Consider the following 25,084-nt stretch of genomic DNA (forward strand, 5'->3'; position numbering starts at 1 on the left):
GGGTGGTCCGCACGCAGCCCGATCCCGTCGATCAGCTCGCGGCGAGCGAATACGCGATCGCCATCGACGACCTCCAGCGAGGCGGTGACCACCTCGACCCGGTCCGGGAATATGGCCACCGGAGTGTCCAGGGTGAGCACCCTGCACCGGCCCGGGCCGGTGGGGTCGGGTTCCTCCATCGACGTGTGGACGTAGCGGAGTTCGCTGATGTCGCCGGTCAGTCGCAGGCGTAGCAGCGAACCGCCAGGAATCCACTCCCGGAGGTCGACCACCAGGCGCCGCGGGCCGGACACCTCGAACGACACGGGCCGGGCAGTGAACCGGAGCGTGGCCCGCAGGCCATTGCCCCAGCCGCCTTCGGTGCGGGCGAACAGTTCGACCGGCGCGCCGCCGGTCGTGGTCAACTCTTCGAACCGGCCGCTCGCCCGCCCGCGAGCGTCGGCGAACCGGTCGCCGTGAGCGTGCACGATCCGTATCACATAGGCGCGCTCGCCGCCTGCGGCGAAGAAACTCGACACCGCATATGGCAGGCGTCCTGGACCTTCGAACCCGCCGAAGTGGTGGCGATACTCGTCCCAGCTGGTCACCGGCACCGCGATCGACCGGCGGCGCCGCGTCGTCGCCAGCCAGGCGGCAACGTCGGTGTCGGGTTCGAGCGTGTCCACCGGCAGCCACGCCGGTCCGCGCGGTGCCACGCCGAGGAGCGCGGTGATGTCTCTGCGCACGCCGGTGATCGAGCGCACCGGTTCGGGCGGCGCCAGGAAGATCCCCGGGGCGCCGAGTCCACGGAGAGCCCGGCCCAGCGTCATGTCAGCTGTACTCGATTTCCCGGTAGTTGAGGGTGAGCTCCTCCATCGCGACCTCGGTTCCGCCCTTCGCGGCGAGGGTGGGACCGGTCCACTTCTTGGGCTGGGCCTCCTGTAGCTTCCAGGTGCTGACGGCGTTGCGCGCCTCGTCGAGAAGAGTGATGGTGACAATTCGCGGGTCGATGTCACCGGCGCGGACGTTCTTCAGCCAGGTGAACAGGTCAGCCGAGCCGATGAGGCCGCGCTTGAGAACGACGTCCTCCACTTTGAACGTGTTCTGCACCTTCCGGATGGTGTTCACCTTTTCGTTGCCGTTGCGGTAGTCGGCGTACTGCACCTCGAAGCCTAGGCCGCTGACGTCACTGAAGCCGCCGACGATCTGACCTTCGTCGCCGGTGCCCTGGTCACCGCCGAGGGACACGAGAAAGCTGAACGCTCCATACGGGTTGTCGCGCTGAGTTGGCATCGGTCATCCCTCCGATCAGATCCGGGAATCGGCGGTGAACTGGCCGATCCGGAAGATCACGTACTCGGCCGGCTTCGTCGGTGCCACCCCGATGAGGCAGATCAGCCGCCCGTTGTCCAGGTCGTTCTGGGTCATGGTCGTGCGGTCGCAACGGACGAAGAAGGCCTCCTCCGGCTTTGCCCCGAGGAGGGCGCCGTTGAGCCACTGCACATAGAGGAAGTCCTCCACCATCTGGCGGATGTTGCGCCAGAGCCGCTCGTTGTTCGGTTCGAACACGGCCCACTGCATGGCCTCGTCGATGGAGTGTTCCAAGTAGATGAACAGGCGCCGGACGTTCACGTACTTCCATTCGGGATCCGATGTCATGGTGCGGGCTCCCCACACCCGGTTGCCTCGGCCCTCGAAGAATCGCAGGGCATTGATGCCCTCCGGGTTCAGCACGTCGTTGCGTGCGGTATTGATGTTCGCTTCGAACTTGGTGAGCCCGCGGACAACCTCGTTCGCCGGGGCCTTGTACACGCCGCGGGTGATGTCGTTGCGGGCGTAGATGCCGGTGACGAACCCGGACGGCGGCAGCAGCAGCCGCCGCGGCGGTGCGCCCTGCGCGGCACGCTCCAGCGGGTCGAGCACCTCGATCCAGGGGTGATACATCGCCGCGCGGGTCGAGTCGAATTTCCCGCGAAAGGCCCTCACCTCGTTCATCGAGCTGGCGCGGGGGGCATCAACAACGGCGATCCGATAGCGCTCGAGCTCGGCGTGCGCGATCAGGCGCTCAGCGGCCTGTTGGCAGAGCAGCTCGTCGTCGTAGGTGCCGCCGTCGGGAACGGCGACGATCGCTATGTCGTCGATCTCGCCGAGCGCCCGCAGCCCCGTCGCCTTCCGCCGCGGATCGTCGGGGTCGGCGTCATCGCCCAGCAGGTCGTCCGGCTGGGTCAACTCGCCATCTTTCCCGCCGGCAAGACGTACACCTTCCGGGTCCGTCATGAGCGCGAGCAGCAGTGCGATGGCCCGACCAAGTTCATCGGGAGCGTCTGTGTCGAGCAACAGGACGGCGTCCTCGTCTTCGGGGTCGTCGCTCTGCATGATTTTCGCGATCCATCTCCGTTGCGCCGGATGGGTCGCCAGTTCGTCGCACACGTCGATGCGGTCTTCACCTGCCTGGACGGTGACCCGCAACGCCACCTCCGTGATCGTCGATCCGGCGGCCACGGCGACGGCGGCACCATTCGCGTCGAGGAACTGCTGGCGGGCGAGGCCGTTGAGGTCGACGGTGCTGGGGTCAACCTCGACGACCGCCAGGTCACCGCCGACCGGGTCCGCGTTCGGTCCGGGCGGGGTACCACCGGGTGCGGTGACCTCCACCACCGCGCCATGTGTCAGGCCGCGGGCCTGGGTACCGAACACGCCATGGTCGAACGCGACGTTGTTTTTTCGGATTGGCCGCACCGTGAGCAGCACGTTGCCGTAGGCGCCGGGCCACCGGCCGCGCCAGGTCGCGTTGTCGGCTGCGCCGAACGGCAGGCTCAGCCGGGCGATGCCCCAGTCGGCCGGTGCACCGCCGCCGGGTTCGGTCGGAACGAAGACACGGGCGACGTACAGTCGCTTTCCACCGTTGAGGAAGAACGCCCGGGCCGCGTGGGCGAGGTAGCACTCGCTGGTCGGCTGGCCGTCGCCGCGGTCGACCGTCAGCTGCGCCAAGCCGCCGTAGACCCGTTCGAACTCGGTAAAACTGGTTATCAGGCGGGGCTCGTTCGTCGACGGTCCCGGCCGACCGTTGTCGGTGTATTGGACGGGTCCCCACCGGGTCATTCCGGCAAAGCCGGTCGTGCTTGTCGGCACACCTTCGATCGACTTGGAGCGAAAGCTCACCTCTTCCACGTAGACGCCGGGGGCAAGGTATTCGGGCATGGCTCTGCTCCTCGTTCAGGCGATGCGGATGACAACCGACGTCTCTCGCCCGTGCGGGAGGTCGACTGGTTGCGGTGGGTTGAGAGGTGACAGCTGCGCTTGACCAGGAAGGAAGCGGCGGCCTGTCAACGAAGCCTCGACCTCGGGGGTGGGCGAGGTGACGACAGTCTCGAGCGGGAGATCCCAGAGTGGGTCGACTGATGCCCGCAGCGGGTCGGCGGGATCGGGAGTTGGGGCTGGGAGCGTCGCTCCGATCGTCAGCGAGATGGGCACGGGGTCGGCCGGCACGACGATGTCGTTGGCGGACTGCTCCACGACGAGGGCGAACTCCCCTCGATCGTCGCCGTGGGCCCAGCCGACGTCGTCGCCTGTCGCATTCTGCGCCCGGACCCGGGCCCAGCGGACCGGAACGAGCGCACCGCTGCCAGCGTCGAGTCGCACGATCCGTCCCCGCATCACGGTGGCGCGTGACGGGAGGTCGGCGGCCGAGCCTGGCATGCACCACAGCGGCACGCTGCGTCGGAACAGCGGATGCGGCGGTTTTGTCGGGTCGGCCTCGGCGGCGAGCACGTCGGCCTCGTCCGCGATGGTGATGCGGACCCGGCGCGGGACGATCCGCCGGCCGAGTCCGGCAATGCGGGTCGCGCCGACGTTGTCGTCGTCGACCACCCGCAGGTCGACGGTCGTCGGTAGGCCCTCGTCATAACGGGACACGAATCGTCCGGTGTGATGGCGGTGCATCCGCGGCAGGACCGCCGTCAGGGTTTCGCCGAGGCGCCACGGGCGCCACTTGCCTACCGGGCGGGGGAATCGCTCCATCCGCACGTCCGCGCCCGCGCCGAGGCGCCGGCCCGAGATGGCGTCGCGCAACTCCACGCCGAGCGCGAGGTGGACGACGCTTTCGTCGTAGCGGTCCGGCGTGTAGACGTTCATGGCACCGGCACCGGTGAGGGGACAAGCCCGCGGACAGCGGTGACGACGTCTGGATGGTCGGGTTCGTCCGGGGCGTCGATGCGGGTGACCCGTGCGACGTAGGAGACGCTGAGGCGGAAATCGGTCGGCAGGGTGTCGAAGGTGCGCAGCACGTCCTCGGTGACCAGATCTTCGTTGATCACTTGGATGGCGTCCCGCGCGTCCCATCCGCCCGAAGGGTGCAGCCGGGGGCCTGACACGATCGGGTGCCGCTCGAGGCACTGCATCGTGGCGCCCAGGATGCGCAGCTCCGCTTCGGCATCGGTGTCGAACGGCGTCAGCAGGAAGTGCGCGTCGAGCGGGAGGTGGATGGTCTGCTCGTGGTGCGCGACCGCCGACCACGGCGCTCGCATGGTGTGGTTGATGTCCACCCGGTAGCAGAACATGGATAGCGACGGAAGCGTGATGACACTGTTCGGTGAGATCCCGACCTGGCCGAAGTCCTCGGTGCGAACGATGCGCGCGGTGGGCAGTGCCCGGAACGCGTTGGCGTCGAGCGCGTCGAGGTCCGCGAAGGAGCGATTCAGCAGCTCCTGAAGGCTCAGCGCAACCGCCGCAATCGAGGTGGAGTTCGCCACGAGTACGACTGTCGGAGCACACCGTCACCACCGCGTCACCGCCGATACCGCTCAGACGGTGACATCGACGTGACGGGCGCCAGGAACCGTGTGGCCGTGGACCTCAACGGCTGGTTCGATCGCATTCCACGTCTCACGGTCGACGTTGGGCACCGACGTCTGCCCGTCTTCCGTTCATTCGGGGTTATCGGGTTCCAGTTCGCTCTCACGGCCGCAGTCCTGGTATCGCTGCTGAACGGAGTCTCGCTCGCGACCGCGCTCGGAATGTCGGCAGTCGCCGGTCTGTCGTTCTTCGCGTGGGGTCTGCTGCGCCGAGCCGTGACCGGGCGGGAAACTCTCGTGCTCTTCGAGTACGTCTGGGTTGCGTTCGGCGCCGCCGTCGGATTCCTCTGGTTAGCGGGCGGCCCAATTGTGGCCGGACTGGACGCCATGGCGGTGGCACTGTGCGCGTTCCTGGCTTGCGGCCGCCTGGGCTGCGCGGCCGCAGGTTGCTGCCACGGCGTGCTGGCCAGAACCGGGATCGTCTACGGGCCCGAGTATGGGCTGCCACCTCGCCTGACCGGTCGGCGGCTCCTGCCCGTTCAACTGTTCGAGGCTGCCGGGCTGACAGTTATCGGACTGGTCGGGCTTGCGCTGGTCGGCGGGCCAGCCGGAAGGCCCACCGTGTGGTTCCTTGTGGCCTATGCGGTGCTCCGCTTCGGCTGCGAAGCGCTGCGTGGCGACAGACGCCCCACCGTCGTCGGTCTCTCGGTCCCTCGGGTGATGTGTGCAGCCCAGGTCGTGGCCGCCGTCGTCGCGGCTGAGTGGTGGCTCGAACCTGAGCCTGCGGGTCGCGCCCTGGTCGCCGGTGGTGTCGCGCTGGCAGTCGCCGCACTCGCGGGGATCAGTCTGACGGTCCTGCGCGGCAGAAACCCGCTCGTTGCGCCCGAGCATCTCGACGAGGTGTGGGAGGTCATAACGACGCTCGGACCGCGCGCACCGATGACCGACCCGCACGCCGTTCACACATCTCGTGGCATGACCGTCGCCGTCACCCGCTCCGGCGAGGGGTTGCACGTATCGCTGTCACACCCCGAGCGGCCCACGTTCCCGGTCGGTGTCGCTCTCCGCCCAGACGCGGTGATCGAGCGTTCGGGAATCACCCACCTCGCGCTGCAGACCGACAGTTCTGCACTTGCACACACCGACTCCGCGCCACCCGTCGCTGTGACCACGCAAGGACGGCGCGGCGCGATGCCGAACCGCATCGACGATCAGGACACCGACTACTTCGCTCGCCCCAGTTCGTCGGGAGCCGCGAGCCACGACGGCGCCACAGCATCGTGACCTCCCGGTGCAGGGACGGTGACGATGGCTTGACAGCGCCGCAGTCCCTTTGACCGGTGGACAGTCGAACACGCGATACCATCCTCGTGCTGCGGCTTTGGGGCGAGCCCCATGACCCGCTCATACGGGGGCGGCTACTAACCGAGGCGACCCAGGATGGCATTTTGGCGGTCGGCATCGAGGCAATCGTCCACGCCGTCGAGTCGGAGATCCGGGCCTTCGCCTGCGACGATCCTCCCGCACGCGACGAGCGCGGCAATGTCCGAGGAGCACATCCGTCGCCTTGACGACGGTGCCGCGACGCGCGAGAGACGTCCTGCGTGACGAGAAGGTGCCGGGTTGCGGCGCACTCTTTCCAACGACGGCGAATATCGGAGGAAAAGGATGCGCAACGTACGACTTCACCTGATAGGCGGCTTCGAGCTAAGTTTCGACGGTGGTGCGCCGATTGTCCTTCAGCCGGTCCTTCAGCGCCTGTTGGCGTTCGTGGCGCTCATGCCTCGCGGGGTCGAGCGGGAGTTCGCAGCGCTCCAGCTCTGGCCGGATAACTCCGAGGAACGCGCCCGGGCCAGCCTTCGTTCAGCTTTGTGGCGGCTCCATCGGCTGCCCGTCGAGGTCCTGGTCGCCACCTCGACACGACTTCGCCTGGCCGACCATGTGTGGGTCGACGCACGACACGGGGTCGAGGAGCTTGCACTCGACCAGCTAGGCAGTCCTCTCATGTTCCAGTCGCTGCTAGCGGACCTCTTACCAGATTGGTATGACGACTGGCTGACGATCGAACGCGAGCGGCTACGGCAGTTGACCCTGCATGCGCTCGAGTCGCGAGCGCGGAATGCTTTGGCCGCGCTCGACCTCTCGACTGCGATCGACTTGTCGCTCACGGCGATTTCGATTGATCCGTTACGGGAGAGCGCGCACCGGTTACTCATCGAGGCGCACCTCGCCGAGGGGAACGCGGGAGACGCTAGGCGCATGCTCGACGGCTACCGAGAAAGGATCGCCCTCGACCCCGGCCTGACCCCGTCACCGGAGCTCGAGGCGCTCGTCCGACAACGGCGAGCGGCGATGTCAGCCACGGGAGTGTAGATCGTCTGCTGAGGTGAATCCGACGAGCTGGCTGAGCGCGTGCGACGGCAAGACACCGAGGTCGTCCCGGAGGAGCCGGCGGAAAATCACAAACTGACGTCGAGCGTCGGCGACGTTGCCCTCGGCGAGGTGCGCCTCGATGAGCGCACGCTGCGCGCTCTCGCGCAAGGGATCAGCGGACACTGCCGAAAGACCCGCCTCGACAGCTTCAGCATAGCGACCACTGAGTCGTAGCTGAGTGGCGAGGGCCTCGATGGCATGGATCCGAAGCTGGCGCAGCCATTCGCGCTTGAAGAGGATCCAGTCGTCCTCCCAATCCGGCAACAAGTCGCGCGAGAGCACGTCGAGGATGGTCGCGCCGACCGCACACTCGGAGCTGTCACCGGCAGAGCCGCCGGGGTCGAGAAGCTTGCGGGCTTCTTCCACAACGCGTGTGACATCGACGGTGACGTGCGCTGCGAGACCAAGCTTCTTGGTTTGGGTCGTGATAACCCGCTCCCTGGTCGCACGGAACTTCCACAGGGCGTTGCGCAGGTTCGCTGCCGCCCGTTCCTCGGTGACGTCGAGCCACAGTGCAGACGCGACTGTAATCCTCGGCTGGGAGCGGCCGCCTAAAGCGAGGTAGGCGACGACCCGTTGAGCGCTCCAAGCCACATCGACTTGCGCGCCGTCGACGACGAGCTCGAAGCCGCCGAGAAGGCCCAGGCGGACTTGCGGCGGGCGGAGAAATGCCATGGCATCGGTACTGTCTTCTGCTGATCTCAGGCCCGTCACTACTCTGCGTCCCTTTCAGATTCCAGCCGACTCGTAGATGGCATGGAGGAGGCGTCAGCGGGTAACTGCCGGTCAGCATGTAGACGGTCCTCAACGCGTCGTGTGGGCCTGACGAACGGTTCGACACCTCGGACGAGTGGTTTCGGGGAACCCCGAGAGCGCCAACCACCTTCGTCGAGGATTACAACAGCGGCCCGTTCTGGTGAAAGGTCCAGTTGCAACCTCACTTCGACACCCACAGTGGATGAAGAACTCGCGCGCACCTTGGATGTTTCGAACGGGGTTCGCCCACCACCATGTGGATTTCTTCGTCGCCGGAAGGCGCTGCTTTCACAATCGAGGACACTACTGACCCAAGGCATTTGGTTCTTCTCCTCGCGGGTCTTGAGTAATCACCTGTTGTCCTGAGAAGTCGAGGTCACGAGTACTGGACCACTTACTCCCTTGCATGCCGCTCACACCCATACCCACAGTCGTATCGCTGGACCTACGCTGCTAATGCCAGCGCAAGACAAAGCGTGCGCATGCCGGGGTGTTGTCCGGCGAAGACTCTGTTGCCTCGATCTAGAACGCTGACCAGCCGCCTGAAGACAAAGTCATGTGTGGCAGGCCGACAAATCACGACTGGTCTGTTTCCATTTTCGCCTTCCGTATCGTCGATGTCACCGGTGATTAGTCCCTCTAAACTCCTGGCGAAAAATCGAGGTTCGGAAACGGCTCGGCGAAATCGATGTATCTCGAACAGGTGGTTCGAGAACTGCCGGCGAGACGGCAGTGCGTGAGGACTCCAAGCCCGACAGTGTGCGCATAGCGCCTTGTCCGACGTGGGCGACCTTTTCTCGATCTCGTCGAGGACGAAGCCGACAAACTGATCGATCAAACTCTGGCGCTGCTCGGCTCCGACGGCAGAACCGACGCACCCACCGAGCCATGACTCAAGCGTCCGCGTGTCGTCTGCCGAATCTCGGTCCAGAATTTGGACCGTCCTCGGCCCACACTGGTATCTGCGCACTCGCGACTGAGTCGGCAGAGCGCATTCTTCGGGGGTCGCCTGCCAGGCGATCCCGGTCACCGGGGGGACCGCCCGATGACACTGAGCAGCACCGCATTGGTCGCGGCGCGACGCGGCACCAGGTTTACGAACTGGCGACCGGATGTCACCGCAAAGAAGTCAGCGGTGGAGCGGACAATCGTGTCGACCCAGCGCTCTTCACCGTCTTCGCGATCCACCGCGTCGGTGTGCAAGACGGAGCGGAAGATTTCGGTGACGCGTCGCTCGGTCACCCACCGAGGGAGGTCTGCCGACTCCACTTCCTGAAGCTGGCGTAACAGCAGGCGCTCGGGGATGAACCCGTCGGAACCCATCACCCCAGGCGCATTGACCGCATCCGGTGATGGCCACGGAAACTCGATCATGTTCTGCTCCGCTGGCTGACCGTGCGGCGGCAAGTTCTGGCCATCGCCGTGGTACGGCTCCTTCTGTTTGCCCGCCGCTGCCCAGGGCAGCGTCCTGTTGTAACCGTCGAATTTGCTCTGGCTCAACTTCCACAGCAATGTGTCGCGCTCTGCCGCCTCAACGGCTTTCCCAAGTGCAACATCGGTCTCGGTCAGGCGGCGGAGCAGGTCTCCCGGGGCGGCCCAGCCGATGAACGTGTGCGGCCGGTTAGGAGTGGCGCAAGTGAAGACGATGGCGCGCGGATACCCGAGACGTTGAGCGCCTGCGGCGAGCATGAGCAAACGGGTCTCCCACCAGGCCTGGCCTTCGCGAAGGTCTGCCACGACGACATCGTTACCGACCGCCTCCCGGAGCGAGTCGATGATGGTATTGCCGGAGCTGTCTTGAACCTGGCCAGGCGCAGTTCCAAGGTTGTTCGCCAGGAGGCTTCGGGCGCCGACCGCGCCTCGTTCGGTAACGACCTCTTGCACGGCCGCGAAGGCCAACTTCACGCCGGCTGCCTCGACCGATCCAACGCCGGACAGGATGACGAGTAGGACCGGCGCTAGGCCGACGATCACCGCGAGCAGCAAGGCGAGGGGCGGCACGTCGGTCTCGTCTTTGCCGTTCCAGCGATGCAGCCACACCACGACCGCCACGCAGATGGGCACCAGAACGGCACTCAAGATGTAGGCCGTACGCCGATCAAATGGCCAAAACCGATGGGTCATCTCAACTCCACTCCAACCATTCCTGCGCTACGTCAGGTGCCCTGGCAACGCGAACGCGCCATGAAACGCTTCCGCACCCCCGGCGGAGCCCAACGATTCCTGTCCATATTCAGTCAGATTTCGCCCGCCTTTCCGGCCCCGACGACACCGTCTGGCCGCCACCGTCGATAGCACCGAAATGGCCGACCGCCTCGCCATCTGGAATCAAGTCACCGGCACCGCCGGCATTCCGCCGCAGCCTGACCTGAGCGAGGACGGCAACCGGCCCCACCACACTCCGGCGCGCCGCCAGCCAACAACGAGCCCGTCAAGTTGACAGCGCCACGGCGACGTTTCCGAAGCGGGCGTGGCAGCAGTGCTCCGCCAGGTGGATCCCGGCGTGATCTTCACCCTTCTGCTTTCTTCCGCGGATCCTCGTCGGGATGCCTGGCCATGACCCCTTCCATCATCGTCACCGCCGAGTCTCGCTCTGCCTGAAGCTTCATCTTGCCCGCCGCGCCGATGTGCGCGCCGAGTAACGTTCCCACCAGGGTGCCGGTAATTCCGGTGAACAGCGCGGTTACGGCAGTCAGGTCCTTCCCGTCTGTCATCCCTTGCGAATACAGCACCAGGGTGACTACTGCGGCAATTAGAAGTCCGAACAATGCAAGGACAAGGGCGGGAAGTGTTTGCTTTGCGTCTTCGAGCACATCGAGGCTCCGTTCCGTCGTCGGATGGCACATTCTCAACAGCTCCGCTCGCGGCACGGACCACGGCAGATCAAGCCGTTGCTGCCAAGGAGTGAGCATGCGACCGTACAGCCCAGAGAAGGCTGAATCCCCCGGTGACCGCACGGCGTACCGCGCGTGGCGCCTGCAGGCTTAATCAAAACAGATCATCAACACAGATGCCCGCAGCCTGCAACCGCTGTTCGTACAATCCGAATCGCTCCGCTCTCCTAGCTCGAAGAACGTCCAGTTCCACTCCGCATCCGCATCTTTTAAGTAGATCCATAAGTTTCTTCTCAGTGTCTATCTGGCTACCCGATCCGTTCCCATCCCAAAATTCTATGCGGTTCGCGGGTTTAATAAGCGCGCGAGTGACAGCCCTTATATAAGCCTTGTACGCAAGCGAAGAATTATCGAACTGCAAGGATTCCTGGTATGTGTTGTGGTCGATGTAGTACGCAAGAAACATGTTATTGTTAACCAACTCGCATCGATACAGGGGCATATCGGAATGCAAGTACACATTCGTACGCACGCTCTTTCGAATATCGAAGAATGTAACCAGCGATATGAAGATGTCATCGGTGAGCTCCGCGACCTTCCCTCTAATGTCAGGGACGCGATTGGGCTCCCGCTCTTCATACAGACGGGCGTACTCCTCGACGACGTCACGTTTGGTCGGATCCAGAATAAACATTGAGATCTGCAAAGACTCAAACTCCGGGTGGCCGGACCCTTTTTGGAGCCGAAAAGCCGCGAAATTCGCGCTGTCACCCTTGTAGTAGTAGAAGCGGTTGTGATCGACGGCTGACCCCCTCAACGCATCAACGAATGCATCACGAAAAGTGCGTGAAGGAGTGCTCGAGCCCGGGAATACCGCGACAGGCAAGGACTCGATGAAGAATTTATGGAACTGGGCGTGCGAGTCTTCAATGAGTTCTTGAAGTTGCTTGCGGCTTTCCTCCCCGCTGCTGAGACGATCAGTTCGTTCTTTTAACTGATCGATAAGAATATACGTGACACCTAGAGCGATTGCTGATGCGATCAGCGATGCACCAACAGATTGCCATACGGGTCCCCAACCGGGCGCAACCAGCAGGCCAACTGCTATGAAACCTGCCCCGACAAGGAACAGGAGGCCGAACGCGGTCTTCCGATGAGTTTCAATTGATCGATAGAGCAATTGAAGAGGATTGTCTTCCATCTTCCCACCACTCCGAAGTGATTGTCTCCGCAGTCCTGACTATCCGCCTCAACAGTACAGACCGCAAGGTCTCATGACGGGCCGGTCGCCCACGTCGCAACCGACCGCCCAACTGCGCTACCCATGGTTGTTCTTAAGTGACGGCGTGGGCGCTTTTCGGTGCCGTCAGTGTCGCAGCCCCACGCCGCTTATCCACTTCGCTGAAGCAGAACCCGTGTTCGGCGAGCCAGGTGCGTGTGCGGCGGGCGTTCGCGTCGCCGTCGGCGGACATCAGCACGATCAATGCCCGTAGCACCGACCTCTGCGGTGTGCTCCCCGCCCGCACCCAACCACCGAGCACCTTGCGGTCGTTGCCCGTCAGCACCACCTGATATGGGCTGGCCATCACCATGATGCACCATCCGCCGGAGAACAACTTGGATCGCTCACGACACATACATCACGCCGGCCACAGCAATCCCCGAGGCAGCGACACGCCGGCCGCCACGAAAGTCATGACGATCGGGGCACCATCACACATATGCCGACACCACCGGAATCGACGAAGAGTGGATCAGTCCGCGGACGCCCCCACCGCGGGCGGCACCAGGTTTCAGCTGCCGGTGTACGGGCTGTTCGCGCGGTCCCTCGCGGCGGGCGGCCGGGTCGACGCCCGGTACTGGTTCATCAGCACCAAGGGCAGGTTCGAGGAGATCGGGTACGAAGTCACCGACGCCGTGCTCGACACGCTGCGCGCGGACCTCGAGTTCGTGCACCGGTCCATCACCTCGGGTCAGTTCCCACCGAAGCCGGGCGGCCGGTTCGACGAGATGACCACACTGCTCGGCCGGGAAGGCATGCAGCGATCCTGGCAGGCCCTGATCGCGGTGCCGGAGCTGGCCGAGTTCGTGGCCGTCCACACGGCGGAGACCGAGCCGTGACCGCGGCGGAGGAGCGGCTGGTCGACCAGCCGCAGCGTGACCGCATCGAATACGAGACCGCGTCGAGTCTGTTCGTGGAGGCCGGCGCCGGCAGCGGGAAGACGCATTCTCTGGTGAGCCGGATCTGCCACCTGGTTCTGCACGACGGTGTGGAGCTGGACCGCATTGCCGCGATCACCTTCACCGAGAAGGCGGCGGCGGAGTTGCGCGAACGGGTGCGCGCCCGGCTCTCCGACAGCGACGAATCGGACCGGCGTAACGCGGCGCTCGGGCAGGTCGACACCGCCGCCATCGGGACCCTGCACGCGTTCGCGGCGCGGATCGTCGGGGAGCATCCCCTCGAGGCGGGGGTACCGCCGCGGATCCGGGTGGTCGACGCGAAGGGCTCGCAACTGGCGTTCGAGCGGCGCTGGCAGCGGATGCGCTCCGAGCTGTTCCCCGACGACGCCGACAGCGAGATCGGGCAGGCGATGACGGTGATCGTCACCGCCGGAGCGTCCCTCGACCAGGTCCGCGATCTCGCCGACCGACTGGACCGGCACTGGGATCGGCTCACCGCCCCCGAGCAAGTGCCCGGCATGCCGGCCCCGGAACTCGATGCGGTGCTGCGCCAGGCCGACCTACTGCTGGACTGCCTCGACGACTGCACCGACCACGACGACAAGTTCGCCCAGCGACTCCACCTGGTCCGGGAGTGGCGCGAGAGGCTCGCCGCCGCCCGCGGCACCGACGACTGGGTGACGGTGGCGTCGGCGTGCCCGACCGTCGGTCAGGGCGGTGTGGGGAAGAACTGGGCAGGCGGCCCGGGGAGGGTCAAGGAACTCAAGCAACAACTCAAGGATCTCGGTGCGGACGCCGCCGGGCGGTGCGAACAGTACTGGGCGGCGGCGCTGGCGATCGTGGTCGCCGAGATCACCCGCGCCGTGCTGGACGCGGCCCGCACCCGCAAGCGCAGCGGGGAGCTGGAATTCCACGACCTGCTGGTCTACGCCCGCAACATTCTCGCCGACGACGCGGTGCAGCGGACGCTGCACGAGAAGTATCAGCGGATCCTGCTCGACGAGTTCCAGGACACCGATCCCCTGCAGCTCGAGATCGCCGGGCGCATCGTCGCCGGCGCCGAGGGACGGCTGTTCACCGTGGGCGATCCCAAGCAGTCGATCTACCGGTTCCGCCGCGCCGACATCGCCACCTACATGGCCGCCCGCGACGCGCAGAACCCCGACGCCATCGTCCGGCTGACCACCAACTTCCGTTCCACCCGACCGGTGCTCGACTGGGTGAACACCGTCTTCGGCCGGTTGATCACACCGGAGCGTCACATCCAGCCCGAGCACACCCCGCTGGACCCGGCGCCGGGCCGGCCGCAGTGGAACACCGAGTGGGGACCGGGACCGTTCGTGTTCGCCAGCACGCCAGCCGACTCCGACGCCCGGCCCGCCGCCGAAGCGCTGCGCGCGTCCGAAGCCCGCGACGTGGCCCGCGTCATCGCCACCGCCCTCGAGAAAACCTGGCACAAGGAGGTCGGCGGCCACGGTGGTTTCGAACACGTGCCCATCACTCTGAGCGACATCTGCATCCTCATCCCGGCCCGCACCTGCCTGCCGTTCCTGGAGAAGGCACTCGACCACGCCGGCATCGAGTACCGGGCGGAGGCCTCCTCCCTGGTGTACTCGACCCAGGAAATCCACGACCTCCTGCTCACCGCGCGGGCGTTGGCGAACCTGGCGGACGAGGCGGCCCTGGTCGCGGCGCTGCGAACCCCGCTGTTCGGGTGCGGCGACGACGATCTGCTGCGGTGGAAGACCGCGGGCGGGCGGTGGCTGCTGCACGCCGACACACCCGACGGACTCGCGGATTCGCCGATCGCCGAAGCGCTCACATACCTGCGGAATGTGTGGCTGGACCTCGCCGGCATGAGTCCGGGACAACTGTTGAGCCGGTTGGCGACCGAGCGGCGGGTGTTCGAGGTGTCGACGGATTCGCCGCGGCACCGGGACGTGTGGCGGCGGCTGCGGTTCGTGATCGACCAGGCGCACGCCTGGTACAGCGCCGACGGGGGCGATCTGCGCGACTACCTGGCCTGGGCGGCAACCCAGCAGGACGAGAACGCCCGCGTCACCGAGGCGGTGCTCCCGGAGGTCGGCGTCAACGCGGTGCGGATCATGACCATGCACGCGGCCAAGGGGCTGCAATTCCCGATGGTGGTGCTCGCGGGAATGAGCGGCGGCTTCCGCAACACCGCCGAGGCCGCGCTGTGGGACACCGACGGCCAACTCCATGTGCACCTGTCCAAGAACGTGAAGTCACCCGGATTTCGGACGGTGTCCGCGACCGAGACCGCGCACACCCGCGCCGAGCGGGTCCGGTTGCTCTATGTGGCGTGCACTCGGGCGGAGAGCTTCCTGGCCGTGTCCGGGTACCAGCCGCCGCGGGGCGAGGGCTGGGGGACGATCCTGGCGCAGGGCATCGACGGGATGCCCAACACCACCCCGGAGCTGGTCGACCCGACCGCGCCGGACACCGACGCCGCCATCCCGGAGGCGGCTGGGGTGTCATGGCAACAGTGGTCGGCCGAGACCCTCACCGTGACAGCCGCTTCGGCAGTGCCCTCGTCGATCTCGGCCACCCACATCGTCCACGACGGGTCTGAGGTGAGCGCGTCGATCCTCGCCGACTATCGGGGCCGGGGTCTGATCCCCCCGGCTACGTCGGTGGAGACGGTGCGCGCGGCGACCGACGCGACCGAGAGCGGCACCGAGGTGGGCATCGCACTGCACGCGCTGCTCGAGTCGGTGGATCTCGCGGCGCCGCTCGACGCGCAGTTCGACGTCCGCGCCGCGGCTGCGGCCCGAGCGGCGGGATTACAGGACACGACCCGGTTCGTCGCCGTCGCCCGGTCGGCCTTGATGTCGGAACCGGTCAGACGTGCTGCGGTGCGGGAGCATTGGCGGGAGATGCCGCTCGCCGGAACCGTTCCGGGCGTCGACGTGATGGTCGAGGGCATTGCCGACGTGGTGGTCGAGGGCATCGCCGACCTGGTGTATCGGGACGATGACGGATCGCTGGTGATCGTGGACTACAAGACCGACCTCGGCGTGTCCACCCAGACACTCGACGCGTATTGGGCGCAGCTGTCGGTGTATGCGGACCTGCTGACCCGGGTGGCAGACGAACAGGTCAGCGCCCTGGTCCTGGTGTTCCTGCGAACAGGGGAAACCGAGGTACTGGAGCGACGATTTCGGTAAGGCCCCCCGGGTCTTGAGGCGTGCCCGTTTCATCGCTTATGTCACCGACCTCGATGCGATGCTGTTCAGACAGGGACAATGGTCGTTCTCGACCATTGATGTCTGCATTATGAGGTTCGTCCCGCGTCCACGAGCCGACCTCCAGGCAATGGCAGCACGGAATCCCCGTTACCGTCTTCACCTCCGCGGAGCTGCGGTCGCCATGTTCTGTATGACTTCTCGCCTCTGTCTTTCTTTCCAATGATCCGGGGCGATGTCATCCTGCCTGGGGTACGGTCGGGTTTTGACGTCACTCGCGTTGAGCGGGACGGCTCGGAAGCGAAGGGCCGGAGTGCCGCACGCCTGAGATCGGTCGGAGGCTTCATGTCGTTCGAGATGCCGATAACGATCGCGACGGCCCTGGATCGCATCCACCGTCGCGAGTACGTGCTGCCAGCCATCCAGCGCGAGTTCGTATGGAGCCGTGACAAGATCACGCGTCTGTTCGACAGTCTCATGCGCGGATACCCCATCGGGTCGTTCCTCATGTGGCATGTCGATGCCACCAAGGGGCGCATCCGGGCCGGGCACATGGGCGATCATCACGTGGGGAGGGCGGATCGGGCCGCCCGCCTGAGGATCATGCCGAGCGCGAGCGGGGACGCGCCGCGGGCGCTCATCGCCCGCACCAGGGCGTGGCCTCACCAGAATCGAGGCGGTGACGCTCGTCGCGGTCAGTCGACGTGGAGCCGGCCGGCGGTGCTCCACGCTGCCGTGAGTGCCGCATCGAGGGCACCGAGCGCCTGCCTGGCCTCGCGGACCTTGGCGGCGACGATCGCCGCGAGCGCATCGGGATGATCCGCCGGGCCGAGATCGTCGACCCGCAGTCCATGGTCGGCGTCGGGCCAGTTGCTCACCTGCCCCTGCAGCTGCACGAGTAGCTGGTCGAGTACCCGCACCATTTCCTCGAGCTCTCGGCGGTTCTGCTGGTACCCCGATGGATCACTCACACCCCGACTCCCCTCGTCTCGGTCACGACCAGTATCGCAAGACCACGCCCCTCGGGGCGAAGCGCACGTCCCGGCGACTCACCCGGAGCACGGGCGGTGACAGCATCGGGACACCCGGTGAAGGCCATAGGTGACGGTGTGCCATCATCTGCCCGGTGGCAGGCACAAAACACGGCGCCGGAGCGTTGACATGACACCGACCTCCGCGAAATGCCGGACGGATCCGGGCAAGACACGAACCGAGGCAAAAGCCATGGCCACCGACTACGACGCACCCCGAGTCACCAACCCCGACCACGAGCCACCGACGGACTCGCTCGACGAGCTCAAGGCCAGAAGGAACCAATCCCAATCCGCCGTCGCCGACGTCGAGGAGACGGACACCGCGGAGTCCTTCGAACTGCCCGGGGCCGACCTGTCCGGCGAGGAACTCACCGTCCGGGTGATCCCGAAGAAGGCGGACGAATTCACCTGCACGAGTTGTTTCCTCGTCCATCACCGCAGCCGCCTCGCCGACACCGCCGGCGGGCAGATGATCTGCCTGGACTGCGCCGGCTGAGCAAATCCCATCACAAGCTCGGGGTGTGTGCGGGTCTGGAGTACCCCACGGCGGAGCATGGCGCGGTTGATTCCGTGGGCCCGCTCCGGCCCGACCTCTGCCCGGGCAGGGTCCGGCTGCGGGTCGATCCCGGCGGATCCAGGTGCTCGATGATCAAGCCTGGGGTTTTCCTCGGAAGATGTTCCGGAAAAAGCTCGTGACGGCGTGAATCTTCTCCCTCGTCAAGTCGATGGCCTTGCGAAAAGATTCATTGTCGCCGGCGGGCATAACGATCTCCGTGTGGTCGAGGCAGGTAACCATGTCCGACACAGTGTGAACCAGAACCCGAGCATCCACCTCCGCATCCGAGGAACCGAAGGAGTCAGCAGCGGATCCCACTCGGGACACTGTCGGCGGCGTCGTGTTCGAGGCCACCAGCGCAGCTCGGCGTCGATACCGCCGGAACCAGGGTCACAGTGCGAAGTGAAGGTGGGCTTGTCCACGTCCGTACCTCGGGCGGTGAACAATTCGATGATGGTCCGGGGCCTGCCGTCGATACGGTCGGTGACAATCGCCGTTTTACCCGTTCCTTTCGCTGGTCAGACACGTCCGGGCAACTGCCGCACCGCCCCTGTTTCATCGACGGCGTACAGCGCGATGTTCAGAAGCTCGAGTACCCGTTGTGGTACGCGGGCCGCGGCTTCGACCGATTCGGGTTCGTCGCGGACGACCAGCGCGAATGTTGCGTGCGGGGCGTCGGTGGGCATCCGACTGAGGAGCTGACCGATGGCCGCGTTGACGTCCAATCCGGGTGTGGTGGTGGCGCCTTCGGCCTCGGCGTACAGCAGTTGCCCGTCACGTTCGGCCACCACATCGACGAACCCTGCATCGGTCCGAACCGTCCATCCTCGAGCTGCCAGCCAGGTCACGAACCCGTCCAGCACACGTACGTCATCGCCTCTCATGGAGACACGGTAAGCCGGGGGTGAGGAACGGCATGCCATCATCGCGATCTACGCGGCTCCGGCGAATCCGCCGCAACGGAGACGGAGCGAGTCGAGGGTGACGATCGAGAGAACCCACCGAGCCGGGCTGTCGTTGTCGGGGTGTCCGTTCGCCACAGCGAGGGCGTGCGACGACAACCACAGGTGGAACCGATAAGGGTCGAGGCACGAAGCTCATCCACGGTGAGGGCGCAACGCCCAATTGCTTCACCGCCGACTGGACATAGGTCCAGAATCCTGCGTGTCGAACACCGGCCGCGCCAATCAGCGACGAACCACCGTCTACGAAAGAATTTCGGCGGAAACTTCTGCGTGGGACATTGCGCCCGCGACGGCACGGGTGAACGATCGGGCCATGCAGAGGAGGCGTTGGCCGGCATTTATGCCGCCGACAACCGGCGGGTTCGACGTGCACGGACATCTCGCCCTCTCGACCGGCGAGCAGTTGACCCTCGACCTGCTCGCGGTGAGAGCCTTCCCGGAGGGTCTTCATCTGCGGATGGCCGTCACCGCGACGGGCAGGACCGCCACGGCCGCGCTCCACCAGACACGCGCACTGACCGACCCCGCGGACCTCTCGGCACAATGGTCGTATCTCGCCGTCCGGGTCCGAGTGGACGACTGTGACGCTGACGCCGACCCCTCCTTCCCCAAGCCGGACACGCAGGCGCGCAGCGGCGGGCTGGCGACCTACCGAACCGAACCGCACTATTGGATCGGAACTGTTCCCACCTGCGCATCTCTCATGTTCAGTGCAGGATGGCCGGAGATCGGGCTCGACACCGCAACGACCACCGTGTATCTCGAATCCCACACGGTCTCGCCCGACTGAGCCGTCACCGCGAGGCCGGGGTGCGGTTGAAGCGGCGACTGCCGGGTCCGTCGGGGTTCACGGGTTCGGTCGCCGATGCGGCCGAAACCGGCCACCATCCGCTCATGGTCGCGTCCACACCCTGTGGCCGGCATGTGAGTCTCCACCGCGCACGACCGCGCCTTTCCTATGGATCGCTACGAGGCTGACGGCCGTTTCACCGTCGCGTCGCACGACCCGGCAACGCCGGTCGAACGCACATGGCGATGAAAGCAGGGACAGGGCCCCACCACCCCCGACGACCGAGCGCCAGGCGGATGGGGTCCGGTCCTGACCCGAGTGCAGCCGGGTCGACAGGTCACGGTACGCGCAGTCGCGGCGTCCGGGCTCACTTGTTGCGCGGCGTGGCCCGGGGCCGGCGAATGGAAAGACCGGGCCGCCACGCAGACCCGCCGCTCATAGACGAAATGCGGGATTCGGCAGGAGCAGTGGGCTACGTGACCTTGACGCTCCCGGTGAAGAAGAACGGCGCCACGGTCCCGAAGCAGAAGACGCTCACGTTGGACCCCGACGCGAAGCCTCCGATCTTTCCGACGCCGGCCTTGAATCCGAAATTCGAGTCGAGCGCGAAGCAATTCCAGCTCTCCCCCGCCGGTACCGCAATGCTGATCTCACCTTTGCCGCCCGCGGTGACAGTGGGTGCGGCTGTCGCGGTACCGGCCCCCACGAGCATCACCGGGGCGATGACGGCCGAGGCAACAGCTGTGCGCAACGCGATCTTGTTCATCGTGCTCACCTTCGATTCTGAAAAAGTCCCGACTCCAATAGGGAGCGGTGACGCCGGCCCCACCAGGAAGCCGCGGATCGCGTGCACCGCGTACTTCGCATATCGCATCGACACTCGAAAAGTTTCACAAATATGGAAATCTTCTCGAATTCGAGTACTCGAACAACCGCCCAATTCAAGTGGACAATCGAACAATTCGGCTGTTATCCGATTAACCGGGTGCGAAGCAAATTACCGAGACCAACTTTCGGGAGGCCGCCTTTCGCCGTGTTCGTGTGCAGGCAGGTGTGTTCGGGTGCCTCGCTACGGCGGCCCGAAGGGATGTTGTCGGGTCACCCGCGGCCTGAGGTGGAGGTGCGAGCACCGTGTCCTTCGGCCACGAGCGATCGAGCGGCCCTCCTGCCGAAGGGGTTCAGACGACAGGAGGGCCTGACTGCCGCGTGTGGCCACCAGGCCCCGCGTGACAGCGTGCCCGACGGATACCCGCGAAATGGTGGGTTCACCCCTGAAGGCAGGTCGGCCCGACCCGCCCCAACTACCCAGCGGGGGGCAGGCACCTGCTTATGCTCCGGGGTGCCCCGAGAGGATTGAGGACACGCATGACCGAGAAGACGAGTAAACCGGAACCGGCGCCTGCTCCGCTGGCCGTGGGCGCCCGGATCCGGATGCGCCGCGATGCCGAACCTGTGTCGGGCGTGGTCATCGAGGACTTCGCCGAACTGACCGAGACCGACGAGCGCGGCCACGACTGGGCCCCGGTGCACCGCTGGGCGATCGCCCTCGACGACGGACGCCTGGCGTTCGTCGACACCAACGACCTCGAGGTCGAATCCGCGCCGACAAATCCGAAAACCGGATCGACCGACTGAGCACCGACACCTGCCCCAGACTCACAACAGTGAGCAGCGGCGTTCGGCAACTCGCCGCACCACATCGCGCACACCGTCGGCGGCAGCGGATTAACCGATCCTCGGTCCGTTCGAATCGACCGGGCCGGGTATATCAATCCCACGAGCACTGGAGGACAAGCACATGACAGGTATCGCGGACAAGTTCGACAAGGCCTACGAGACCCTTCCGATCGAAGAGCTCGCGCAGGCCCCGGTCGCCGCGCTTCAGGGTGTGAGCGAATCCGACGCCGAACACCTCGAGGCCGCATTCAACATCAAGACCGTGGCGGATCTGGGCACCAACAAATTCTTCCTCTGGGCGCAGGCCGTCGCCACACTGGCCGAATAGAGGCCACCACCACAGCCACCGACAAGGTCGGCCTGCTGCTACTTGACCGGCGAATACCCCCGCGGACCCCTCGACGGCTGCGGGGGTATTTCGTTGATGAGGACACCTCGGGATACGAGGATGTCACCACGTTCAGATTCCGAGACCACAGCACCGACTCCTCCCGACCGCAGGTCGAGGCCAGGACGGTGGCAGCCATCGAACTTCATTTCCGCCCCCCACGCGGGCACCGGCCCGAGATCCGGAGCTTTCCCGAGTTCATCGAATCGGCGCTATCGGAGAAAACTCACGGCTTCGACTACACCGAGGCGCTTCCGTACGCGCAGGCAGTCGACCAGTTCGGCAGTTAACGGCCTCCCCCTTACACACTACTTATTACAGGCTGTATTACCATACGTCAGACAGATGCGGGTACACTGGTCGCATGAGCACCATCAGCGTGCGCCTGGACGCACAAGAACAAAAAGCGTTGGAGTTCCTCACCGCGCACGTTGCCGAGGCCTCCACCCAGTCAGACGTGGTTCGAGCGGCGATACGCAGTTACGCGAAGGAAGTGGGCAAGCGGCAGCTCCGCGAGGAAGCCGATCGGCTTGCCTCCGATTCGGCAGACCTCGCCGAAATGCAGAGCGTGCTCGCCGACGCAGAGGCCGCGCGTGCTCAGAGGTGATATCTATCGACTGAAGCCGAACAAGAATGCAGTCGGGCGGGAACAACAAGGTGGCCGATTGTGCGTGATTCTCCAGAACGACGACCTGATGGCGTTGTCGACGGTCCTGGTCGCGCCGACGTCGACGTCGGCGCAGCATTCCTCGTTTCGGCACGTCATCGACGTCGACGGGACCGAGACACTCGTACTGGTCGAGCAGACGTTCGCGGCCGACAAGTCGCGTCTGGGTGAGCATGTCGGGCATCTGCTCCACGACGATTTGGTGGCGGTCGGAGCTGCACTGCAAACAGTGCTCGACCTCGGCTGAACCACACCAGGACTGAGCGAACCGATGGTGGGCGAAGTGGAACGCCAGTTCCGGATGTGCGGCCGCCCGTCCGGCTGACACATACCCTGCCAACACCATCGAATCTGTCACCGTCGGCCCCGGGCAGCTGCAACACCGCGGGGATCCCGCTTACCAGCTCCTCCCCGACGAAGGAACACTGGTAACCCTCGGCTGCGGGACTCCCCTGTACGCCAACGGCTACACCTGCACCCTGACCAACGGTTGCGAAGGCGTCGAGGTCGAGGCTGACCTCGACACCGTCCTTCTCCTGCCATAAGGGAAATATGGGAAACGTCGTTGACTACGCCGGTGTCTGCTCCCCCACAACCACGGCGGTGGCGCGGGCGGCCCGGATACGCGCAATGTCCTGGTGCCGGACCGCGGGCATGATCCCGGGCAGCAGCAGCACCCACATCTCATCGACCCGCCGCTCGAGATCACCGCAATCGGCAAGCACCTGCGAGACGGTCCGCACGCCGGTGAACGCGGCGATGACGAACCGCGCAAAGGCCGGCGGGTCGATGGAAGGCAGGAGGTCACCCTCGTCGATCGCGTCGGCGGTCAGAGCCTGACAGGCATCGATCCACCCCACCTACGGGCAGATCGGACTCCGGCCGTGCGTGCTGAGTCGACGGTAATGCGGATGCCGGCCCGCACGATCGGATCGGATCTGCCTCACCATTGCGTGGCTGAGCATCACCATCTTCTCCACCGCCGGCGCCCGCCGGGCACCGATGGTCTCCACCAGTGTGATCGAGACCCGAGGTTGCTCGGTGATGATGTGGTGGGCCAGGTCCTCCTGGGAGCGGAAATGAAAGTACAACCCGCCCTTGGTAACCCCGGCTCTGGCGACGATCTCGTCGAGGCCGGCGCCGTCAAATCCTCGTTCCTCGAACACCTCGGCGGCCGCGCGGACGATCTTCGCCCGCGTCGCCATCGCCCGTGCCTGGCGAGCCACACCCATCCCCTCCCCGCCCATCAAGAGGCCAACGGTCAACAATGCTGCACAACTCCACCACGAACCGGGAAACCACGACCAACACCCGACACCAAACCGCCGTCGCAGCACTCGACAGCCGGGCCGTGTCGTCCGGTACGCCCGATACGGTCCGCGCTATGACGACGACACCGAACATCACCCACCCGCGGCGCCCACGCGGCCGCTTCTTCGTCGGCATCGACTGCTGGACCGGCGAGGACCTCCCGCCCCGGTTGCTGTCCCGGACCGCGGCGCGGCTGCAGCTCGGCCACTTCCGTCGCCCGCACCAGACTCGCTGGTGGAAGGCACCGGCGCTGATTGTGTTCGCGGCCGCGGCGCTCGCGGTGCCACTCGCTGGCACCGTGGTACCGGCGGTGATCGACGATGGCCTCGCGCTGGGTGGCCAGCTCCTGGCGATCGATCTCGTGCTGGTCGGCGGTGATCGGTTACGCCTGCTCTGCGCTGCAACTGGCGATTCGCTCCCGCGCCTATATCCTCACCCGGTGGCGGCACCGGTTCCGGGTGATGTGGCTGGCCAGCAGCGACGGCGCTGTCGGTGCCGCGCTGACCGTCTACGCCCGCCGCGGCGGCGCGGTGACCTTCCACAACCATTTCCGGTGGCCCACCACACGGCCCCAAGATCCGCCGCTGGCCCGCCGACTGCGGGTCGAGCTCCTCGCTATCGCCGCCGAAGCCGACCAGGTCGTCATCACCTTCACCACAGACGAACACATCGCCACCGCGTACCGCAAGGACGGGTGGCGGGCACCCACCACCACCGAACGTAAGGACTACACGATCCCGATCAGGACGAAGCGAACCGGCGAACTCACACGCTGGGATCTGATCTTCGACCCCCGCGACGAACAATGCACAGCCGCCCTCACCGCTGCCAGAGCCGAACTCACTACCGTCCAGTGAATGCTCGCTGAACGAGCGGCTCGGCGATCAGGGCATGTGCCGTCTGCAAAGACCCGGCATTGTGGTGTACAAAAAGCCGCGATCCCGGCGGGGGTGATGCCAGCACCGCAGCTCAGCGCACTTTTTCGCACTCCCATCTGACCCATATAGCCCATATGGGTGGCACGGTCCCCGCGAGATGCTGGCCTCGGTCGAGCATCTCCGGTCGAAGTATCTTCAGCAATCGGGCCGAGAACTCGCATCAGCCGACGCGACCCCGCGAGCGCCGGATGAAGCGGTTCGCCTCACCCGGCAGGCGCAATGGTTCCTGTCCGCGTTCTCCGGCATCACGGGGCACTTCCAGCTGCGGCGACACATGCTGTCGGCATCCGACTGGCGTCGCGAGATGACCGCCCGCTTCGCGGTGTGGAACGAGATCACCGCGACCGCCACCGCTGCCTGAACAACGCACCCAGCCAACAATTTCCGGGCTGAGACGAACCCAAACCGCCTGCACCGCTGCGACTATCGCTCATGTTGACGATGCCCGTCAGCATGTCCCGGCGGGTCATTCCGCGGCCGTCGGCGGCTGCACCCACACCAACGGCGGAAGGTCCACAGCGTTTCGTCAGGCGGTCGGAATCGGCGGTGCTGGGCACCCGCAGCGACCAACCGGCC

25 protein-coding genes and 4 pseudogenes are annotated in these 25,084 nt (G+C 65.6%); 15 read left to right on the forward strand and 14 right to left on the reverse strand.

Features of this window, described 5'->3' with window-relative positions; translation table 11 throughout:
- The 5 genes from MLGJGCBP_RS49935 to MLGJGCBP_RS49955 all read right to left on the reverse strand — a co-directional run.
- On the reverse strand, positions 1–809 hold an 809-nt coding region (locus tag MLGJGCBP_RS49935), incomplete at its 3' end, for a hypothetical protein (RefSeq protein ID WP_236580865.1).
- 1 nt (position 810) lies between these two features.
- Positions 811–1,272, reverse strand: coding sequence for a phage tail protein (locus MLGJGCBP_RS49940; RefSeq protein ID WP_160093783.1), 462 nt, complete (start codon positions 1,270–1,272; stop codon positions 811–813).
- Between the two features lie 15 nt (positions 1,273–1,287).
- Complete coding sequence (locus MLGJGCBP_RS49945; protein WP_160093782.1) at positions 1,288–3,180, reverse strand: phage tail sheath family protein; 1,893 nt, start codon at positions 3,178–3,180, stop codon at positions 1,288–1,290.
- A 15-nt stretch (positions 3,181–3,195) separates the two neighbouring features.
- Positions 3,196–4,113, reverse strand: coding sequence for a hypothetical protein (locus tag MLGJGCBP_RS49950; RefSeq protein ID WP_160093781.1), 918 nt, complete (start codon positions 4,111–4,113; stop codon positions 3,196–3,198).
- Entirely contained in the window at positions 4,110–4,730 is a 621-nt protein-coding gene (locus tag MLGJGCBP_RS49955) for a DUF4255 domain-containing protein (protein WP_160093780.1), read from the reverse strand. Before MLGJGCBP_RS49955 ends, MLGJGCBP_RS49950 begins: the two co-directional genes overlap by 4 nt.
- Before the next feature lie 90 nt (positions 4,731–4,820).
- Between MLGJGCBP_RS49955 and MLGJGCBP_RS49960 the strand changes: the two genes are divergently transcribed.
- Positions 4,821–6,056 (forward strand): prolipoprotein diacylglyceryl transferase family protein, encoded by a 1,236-nt coding sequence (locus MLGJGCBP_RS49960; protein ID WP_160093779.1) that lies wholly within the window; start codon positions 4,821–4,823, stop codon positions 6,054–6,056.
- A 339-nt stretch (positions 6,057–6,395) separates the two neighbouring features.
- Entirely contained in the window at positions 6,396–7,145 is a 750-nt protein-coding gene (locus MLGJGCBP_RS49965; protein WP_160093778.1) for an AfsR/SARP family transcriptional regulator, read from the forward strand.
- Here MLGJGCBP_RS49965 and MLGJGCBP_RS49970 read toward each other — a convergent pair.
- Together MLGJGCBP_RS49970 and MLGJGCBP_RS49975 are read right to left on the reverse strand one after the other, a co-directional pair.
- Positions 7,128–7,919, reverse strand: a complete 792-nt coding sequence (locus tag MLGJGCBP_RS49970) for an AfsR/SARP family transcriptional regulator (RefSeq protein WP_160093777.1) — start codon at positions 7,917–7,919, stop codon at positions 7,128–7,130. The two genes, MLGJGCBP_RS49965 and MLGJGCBP_RS49970, sit on opposite strands and share 18 nt — an antisense overlap.
- A 1,068-nt stretch (positions 7,920–8,987) precedes the next feature.
- Positions 8,988–10,085 carry a hypothetical protein gene (locus MLGJGCBP_RS49975; protein WP_160093776.1) on the reverse strand — a complete coding sequence of 366 codons (1,098 nt, stop codon included), beginning with the start codon at positions 10,083–10,085 and terminating at the stop codon, positions 8,988–8,990.
- Positions 10,086–10,130: 45 nt separating this feature from the next.
- Here MLGJGCBP_RS49975 and MLGJGCBP_RS54615 point away from each other — a divergent pair.
- Positions 10,131–10,305: pseudogene (locus tag MLGJGCBP_RS54615) on the forward strand (IS6 family transposase); the annotation flags it as partial.
- Positions 10,306–10,471: 166 nt separating this feature from the next.
- On the opposite strand, the gene MLGJGCBP_RS49980 reads toward MLGJGCBP_RS54615, so the two are convergent.
- From MLGJGCBP_RS49980 to MLGJGCBP_RS49990, 3 genes are all read right to left on the reverse strand, one after another.
- Positions 10,472–10,774 (reverse strand): hypothetical protein, encoded by a 303-nt coding sequence (locus MLGJGCBP_RS49980; protein WP_160093775.1) that lies wholly within the window; start codon positions 10,772–10,774, stop codon positions 10,472–10,474.
- Positions 10,775–10,949: 175 nt separating this feature from the next.
- A complete protein-coding gene (locus MLGJGCBP_RS49985; RefSeq protein ID WP_160093774.1) occupies positions 10,950–11,996 on the reverse strand; it encodes a hypothetical protein in 1,047 nt (348 codons plus the stop codon).
- Between the two features lie 133 nt (positions 11,997–12,129).
- Complete coding sequence (locus MLGJGCBP_RS49990; protein ID WP_160093773.1) at positions 12,130–12,381, reverse strand: hypothetical protein; 252 nt, start codon at positions 12,379–12,381, stop codon at positions 12,130–12,132.
- Between the two features lie 163 nt (positions 12,382–12,544).
- On the opposite strand from MLGJGCBP_RS49990, the gene MLGJGCBP_RS52915 reads away from it, so the two are divergent.
- The 3 genes and pseudogenes from MLGJGCBP_RS52915 to MLGJGCBP_RS52920 all read left to right on the forward strand — a co-directional run.
- Complete coding sequence (locus MLGJGCBP_RS52915; RefSeq protein ID WP_160093772.1) at positions 12,545–12,916, forward strand: hypothetical protein; 372 nt, start codon at positions 12,545–12,547, stop codon at positions 12,914–12,916.
- On the forward strand, positions 12,913–16,164 hold the full coding sequence (locus MLGJGCBP_RS50000) for a UvrD-helicase domain-containing protein (protein WP_160093771.1): 3,252 nt from the start codon (positions 12,913–12,915) through the stop codon (positions 16,162–16,164). The genes MLGJGCBP_RS52915 and MLGJGCBP_RS50000 overlap by 4 nt, the downstream gene beginning before the upstream one ends.
- A gap of 375 nt (positions 16,165–16,539) precedes the next feature.
- A pseudogene (locus MLGJGCBP_RS52920) lies at positions 16,540–16,698 on the forward strand (DUF262 domain-containing protein); the annotation flags it as partial.
- Positions 16,699–16,877: 179 nt separating this feature from the next.
- Here the strand turns inward: MLGJGCBP_RS52920 and MLGJGCBP_RS52925 are convergent.
- A complete protein-coding gene (locus MLGJGCBP_RS52925) occupies positions 16,878–17,153 on the reverse strand; it encodes a hypothetical protein (RefSeq protein WP_236580866.1) in 276 nt (91 codons plus the stop codon).
- A gap of 253 nt (positions 17,154–17,406) precedes the next feature.
- Here MLGJGCBP_RS52925 and MLGJGCBP_RS50010 point away from each other — a divergent pair, with 253 nt between their 5' ends.
- Positions 17,407–17,712, forward strand: coding sequence for a DUF4193 domain-containing protein (locus tag MLGJGCBP_RS50010; protein WP_160093784.1), 306 nt, complete (start codon positions 17,407–17,409; stop codon positions 17,710–17,712).
- 578 nt (positions 17,713–18,290) lie between these two features.
- On the opposite strand, the gene MLGJGCBP_RS50015 is transcribed toward MLGJGCBP_RS50010, so the two are convergent.
- Positions 18,291–18,656 carry a hypothetical protein gene (locus MLGJGCBP_RS50015; protein WP_160093769.1) on the reverse strand — a complete coding sequence of 122 codons (366 nt, stop codon included), beginning with the start codon at positions 18,654–18,656 and terminating at the stop codon, positions 18,291–18,293.
- Positions 18,657–19,050: 394 nt separating this feature from the next.
- Here MLGJGCBP_RS50015 and MLGJGCBP_RS50020 point away from each other — a divergent pair, with 394 nt between their 5' ends.
- A complete protein-coding gene (locus MLGJGCBP_RS50020; RefSeq protein ID WP_160093768.1) occupies positions 19,051–19,527 on the forward strand; it encodes a hypothetical protein in 477 nt (158 codons plus the stop codon).
- A 472-nt stretch (positions 19,528–19,999) separates the two neighbouring features.
- Here MLGJGCBP_RS50020 and MLGJGCBP_RS50025 read toward each other — a convergent pair whose 3' ends face one another.
- Positions 20,000–20,293 (reverse strand): hypothetical protein, encoded by a 294-nt coding sequence (locus MLGJGCBP_RS50025; protein WP_160093767.1) that lies wholly within the window; start codon positions 20,291–20,293, stop codon positions 20,000–20,002.
- 599 nt (positions 20,294–20,892) lie between these two features.
- Between MLGJGCBP_RS50025 and MLGJGCBP_RS50030 the strand changes: the two genes are divergently transcribed.
- The 5 genes from MLGJGCBP_RS50030 to MLGJGCBP_RS50050 all read left to right on the forward strand — a co-directional run bounded on the left by MLGJGCBP_RS50030 (position 20,893) and on the right by MLGJGCBP_RS50050 (position 22,506).
- On the forward strand, positions 20,893–21,162 hold the full coding sequence (locus tag MLGJGCBP_RS50030) for a hypothetical protein (RefSeq protein WP_160093766.1): 270 nt from the start codon (positions 20,893–20,895) through the stop codon (positions 21,160–21,162).
- Positions 21,163–21,325: 163 nt separating this feature from the next.
- Entirely contained in the window at positions 21,326–21,532 is a 207-nt protein-coding gene (locus tag MLGJGCBP_RS50035; protein WP_160093765.1) for a hypothetical protein, read from the forward strand.
- 188 nt (positions 21,533–21,720) lie between these two features.
- Positions 21,721–21,882: a hypothetical protein gene (locus tag MLGJGCBP_RS50040; protein WP_160093764.1), complete on the forward strand. Its 162-nt coding sequence runs from the start codon at positions 21,721–21,723 to the stop codon at positions 21,880–21,882.
- Between the two features lie 74 nt (positions 21,883–21,956).
- Entirely contained in the window at positions 21,957–22,199 is a 243-nt protein-coding gene (locus MLGJGCBP_RS50045; RefSeq protein ID WP_160093763.1) for a hypothetical protein, read from the forward strand.
- Complete coding sequence (locus MLGJGCBP_RS50050; protein WP_160093762.1) at positions 22,186–22,506, forward strand: type II toxin-antitoxin system PemK/MazF family toxin; 321 nt, start codon at positions 22,186–22,188, stop codon at positions 22,504–22,506. The genes MLGJGCBP_RS50045 and MLGJGCBP_RS50050 overlap by 14 nt, the downstream gene beginning before the upstream one ends.
- 322 nt (positions 22,507–22,828) lie before the next feature.
- On the opposite strand, the pseudogene MLGJGCBP_RS50055 reads toward MLGJGCBP_RS50050, so the two are convergent.
- Positions 22,829–23,491 (reverse strand): annotated as a pseudogene (locus tag MLGJGCBP_RS50055) (ScbR family autoregulator-binding transcription factor).
- 399 nt (positions 23,492–23,890) lie between these two features.
- Here MLGJGCBP_RS50055 and MLGJGCBP_RS50060 point away from each other — a divergent pair.
- Positions 23,891–24,427, forward strand: coding sequence for a hypothetical protein (locus MLGJGCBP_RS50060; protein ID WP_236580864.1), 537 nt, complete (start codon positions 23,891–23,893; stop codon positions 24,425–24,427).
- Positions 24,428–24,599: 172 nt separating this feature from the next.
- Positions 24,600–24,869: pseudogene (locus tag MLGJGCBP_RS50065) on the forward strand (IS6 family transposase); the annotation flags it as partial.
- Positions 24,870–25,084: the final 215 nt, after the last annotated feature.

Origin of the sequence: Rhodococcus sp. T7, from assembly GCF_009872365.1 — a bacterium.
GTDB lineage: Bacteria > Actinomycetota > Actinomycetes > Mycobacteriales > Mycobacteriaceae > Rhodococcus_F.

Excerpts from the sequence above, each read along its gene's own strand:
- MLGJGCBP_RS50030 (WP_160093766.1), top strand. The coding sequence starts at position 20,893 with ATGACCGAGAAGACGAGTAAACCGGAACCGGCGCCTGCTCCGCTGGCC.
- MLGJGCBP_RS50045 (WP_160093763.1), top strand. The coding sequence starts at position 21,957 with ATGAGCACCATCAGCGTGCGCCTGGACGCACAAGAACAAAAAGCGTTG.
- MLGJGCBP_RS49940 (WP_160093783.1), bottom strand. The coding sequence starts at position 1,272 with ATGCCAACTCAGCGCGACAACCCGTATGGAGCGTTCAGCTTTCTCGTG.
- MLGJGCBP_RS49950 (WP_160093781.1), bottom strand. The coding sequence starts at position 4,113 with ATGAACGTCTACACGCCGGACCGCTACGACGAAAGCGTCGTCCACCTC.
- MLGJGCBP_RS50015 (WP_160093769.1), bottom strand. The coding sequence starts at position 18,656 with ATGAGAGGCGATGACGTACGTGTGCTGGACGGGTTCGTGACCTGGCTG.
- MLGJGCBP_RS49975 (WP_160093776.1), bottom strand. The coding sequence starts at position 10,085 with ATGACCCATCGGTTTTGGCCATTTGATCGGCGTACGGCCTACATCTTG.
- MLGJGCBP_RS50010 (WP_160093784.1), top strand. The coding sequence starts at position 17,407 with ATGGCCACCGACTACGACGCACCCCGAGTCACCAACCCCGACCACGAG.
- MLGJGCBP_RS50060 (WP_236580864.1), top strand. The coding sequence starts at position 23,891 with ATGGCCTCGCGCTGGGTGGCCAGCTCCTGGCGATCGATCTCGTGCTGG.
- MLGJGCBP_RS49945 (WP_160093782.1), bottom strand. The coding sequence starts at position 3,180 with ATGCCCGAATACCTTGCCCCCGGCGTCTACGTGGAAGAGGTGAGCTTT.
- MLGJGCBP_RS50025 (WP_160093767.1), bottom strand. The coding sequence starts at position 20,293 with ATGAACAAGATCGCGTTGCGCACAGCTGTTGCCTCGGCCGTCATCGCC.
- MLGJGCBP_RS49985 (WP_160093774.1), bottom strand. The coding sequence starts at position 11,996 with ATGGAAGACAATCCTCTTCAATTGCTCTATCGATCAATTGAAACTCAT.
- MLGJGCBP_RS49990 (WP_160093773.1), bottom strand. The coding sequence starts at position 12,381 with ATGGCCAGCCCATATCAGGTGGTGCTGACGGGCAACGACCGCAAGGTG.
- MLGJGCBP_RS50020 (WP_160093768.1), top strand. The coding sequence starts at position 19,051 with ATGCAGAGGAGGCGTTGGCCGGCATTTATGCCGCCGACAACCGGCGGG.
- MLGJGCBP_RS50035 (WP_160093765.1), top strand. The coding sequence starts at position 21,326 with ATGACAGGTATCGCGGACAAGTTCGACAAGGCCTACGAGACCCTTCCG.